The organism is Actinosynnema sp. NPDC023658, from assembly GCF_040639995.1.
Taxonomy (GTDB): Bacteria; Actinomycetota; Actinomycetes; order Mycobacteriales; family Pseudonocardiaceae; genus Actinosynnema.
On the sequence record NZ_JBFAAX010000745.1, the window covers coordinates 1 to 2805 of the forward strand.

Consider the following 2805-nt stretch of genomic DNA (forward strand, 5'->3'; position numbering starts at 1 on the left):
TGGCTCTGCACCCGCCGCGCTGGACGCCGTCACCCGGTACGTCGACCGGCTCGTGACCTCGACCGTTCCGCCGGAGACCGGCCGCGAGCTGGTCGCCCTGGTGAAGACCGCCGCGTCGCGTTCGGACGAGCTGATGCGCGTGACAGCGGCCGGGTGGATCACGGACCTGCTCGACCGGATCGACATCGGTGACGTGAGGGAGGGCAAGCCGTTTGCGAAGGAGACCCTCGGGAAGCTGGTGGAACGCGGGCACCTCACCCTCGCCGGCCTGACCGCGCGGGTCGACGGCTGGCCGGCTGACAACGTCAAGGTGGTGGTCGACGTGATCGCGAGCCACGACCCGGCGGGCAACCGCAGCCCGCTGCTGGATGTGCTCTGGCAGGCCGATGACACGGGCGAGGTCCGGGCCCACATCGCGGCCCTCCGCATGAAGGAGCGGTAACCGCTCACTCCGGTTTCGGGAAGGGGACCAGTGGAGTTCGAGGACATAGTGGACCCGCGACTCGCCGTCGTGTTGGGGTCAGCGGCCCCGGCGCTGCGGGTCTGGGGCGCGGCACGGGGGCTGAGCTGGGTGCTCGACCAGCGGCTCACCGAGGGCCGGTCCGGCGCGACCACGGCGTTCGTCTTCGAGCGGGACGCCCACACGGCCCGCGGCGGCGCGCGCGCGACCGGGCGGAAGCTGCTGCTGAAGGTGGACAGCTACCCCGACGAGGAACTGGCCGAGAGCGAGTTCGCGCGCCAGCGGGCGGCGCTGAGCGACGCACCCGACTTCGCTCGGCAGCACCTGGCGGACCTCGCACCACCCGGCCACGACCTCGTCCCGGTCGGCGACGGCCGGTGGATCATGTTCCAGCACGTTGCCGCCGACACGGCCGAAGAAGGCGAGGTCCACGACCTCGACGTGTTGTCCAAGGCACTCGCTGCCGTGGCCGCGGGCCGACCGGTGCACGCGACCGGGGAGTCCACGGAGGACCCGGTGTCCTGCTCGCCGGAGGTGTTCGTCGACTTCGGCGTCCGGCTCGTCCGCACGGTGCTGCGTCAGTGGGCGGGCGCCCCGGACATCGAGCGGGTGGGAACCGACAGGTACCTGCGGGACCACTTGAAGAGCCGCCTGGACCCGGGCAAGCCGCTGCGCGCGATCGCCGACCGACTGGAGCACGACTGGCTGGTGATCGGGGACGACAAGCAGGCCGTGCCCAACCCGTTGGTCCTGCTGCGGGATGGCACGGCTGTCACGCGGCTGCTCGGGCGCGCGCACGGCGACCTGCACACCGGCAACGTCGTCGTGCCGGTGGCCGCGCTGGCGGTGGACTCGCCGTTCCGGCTGGTCGACCTGGCGAAGTACGAAGCACGGGCACCGCTGGCGCGTGATCCGGTGGGCTTCGTGCTCTACGTCGTGACCAGAGTGCTGCGGTACCTCGCCGACTCCGACAAGGAGGCCGTCTCCCGGCTGCTCACCTGCCCGGACGTCGAGCGCGACGAGTGGGTGAAGAAGACCCCGGGCTGGTTGGCGGACCTCGTCGAGAGCGTCCGCCGGGAAGCCGAGCGGTGGGCGCGCGCCTACGTCCACGTGACGGATTGGACACCGCAGTGGCGACTGTCGCTCGTGGGCGGGGCGCTGGTGCTGATGGCACGCGGGTCGACGCGCCCAGCGGACCGGATGTGGTTGCTGCGCTTGGCGGGCCGGGCGACCGCGACCCATCTCGGGCAGAAACGGCTGCCCGCGCGCACCGGGCGGACCGCGGTCGAGCCCGAGCTGCTCGTGGTATCGGCCGATCGGCCGCAGTCGCAGGTCGAGACGTGGCGGGAGTGGTTTTGCGAGTACCTGCCGAGGTTGGCGGGCAAGGCGCCCGGCGAGGGGTTCGCCGACCTGCTCGACAGCCTGCGAGAGTCCGCGCGCAACGGCGACGACCGTCGCGCCGACTTCCTCGAACTCGTCCGGCGGGTGGACGGGACGTCGCCCGTCGTGCGGGCCGGTGAGGAGGCTGAGAGCCCAGTGGACGACGTGTTCACGTGCCCGCTGGCGAAGAACAGGTGCGGCCGTGCGGTCCGCCCCCGACCTGTCGATGACGAGCCGAGGTGCGCGCTGCACCGGACACGGATGAGGCACGAGTTCTGGTGACCGAGGACAAGCCGACATCGCCGGACCTGGACGACGCCACGATCGCCCGTGTGCGGTACGCCGTCGACCTGATGGGCCGTCACGCGGCCGCACCGATCGTGGACGTGGCCGGCCTGGCACACGCCCAGTCGCTGTGGGAGCGGGTGCTGGCCGACCTGCCGGACCACCCGTTCCGACCGGAGTTCCTGGGCAACCTGTCGACCACGCTGTACGAGCGCCACCGCGTCGAGGGCGGGCAGTCGTCGTTGCGGCGGGCCATCGCCGTGCGACGGGAAGCACTCGACCTCGCCCCGGCGGACGACCCGGACCGATGCGTGCACGCGATCGCCCTCGCGCTGATGCTGACCAGGGGATCGGTGGGCGCGCGGGGTCAGGCGGACCTGGACGAGGCCGTCGGACTCGTGCGTGCCGCGGCACCTCAGGCCGTCCGCCACCCCGCCTTCCCGGACCTCGCTGTCAACATCGCCATCGTCCTGCTCGACCACCCCGAGCCCGACGTCGCGGAGGTGGACCGCCTCACCGGCGCGGCACTCGCCGTGGCGAGGGCTGGCCACCCGGCCATCGCCAGGCTGCGAGTGTCGCGTGGTCGGCTCCACCTGGACCGGTACCGCAACTCCGGCTCGTCGGCCGAACTCGACGCCGCGATCACCGAGGCTGAGCACGCGGTGGCGGCCGCGCCGTCC

3 protein-coding genes are annotated in these 2805 nt (G+C 72.4%); all 3 read left to right on the top strand.

The genetic code is table 11. From position 1 onward, the window contains the following. Positions 1-442: hypothetical protein (locus tag AB0G02_RS34110; protein ID WP_360802678.1), on the top strand; the 442-nt coding region annotated here is incomplete at its 5' end. 69 nt (positions 443-511) lie between these two features. Continuing rightward, on the top strand, positions 512-2122 hold the full coding sequence (locus AB0G02_RS34115; RefSeq protein ID WP_360802681.1) for a hypothetical protein: 1611 nt from the start codon (positions 512-514) through the stop codon (positions 2120-2122). Next, positions 2119-2805 (top strand): hypothetical protein (locus tag AB0G02_RS34120; protein WP_360802684.1); only part of this gene is annotated, 687 nt, incomplete at its 3' end. The genes AB0G02_RS34115 and AB0G02_RS34120, both read left to right, overlap by 4 nt.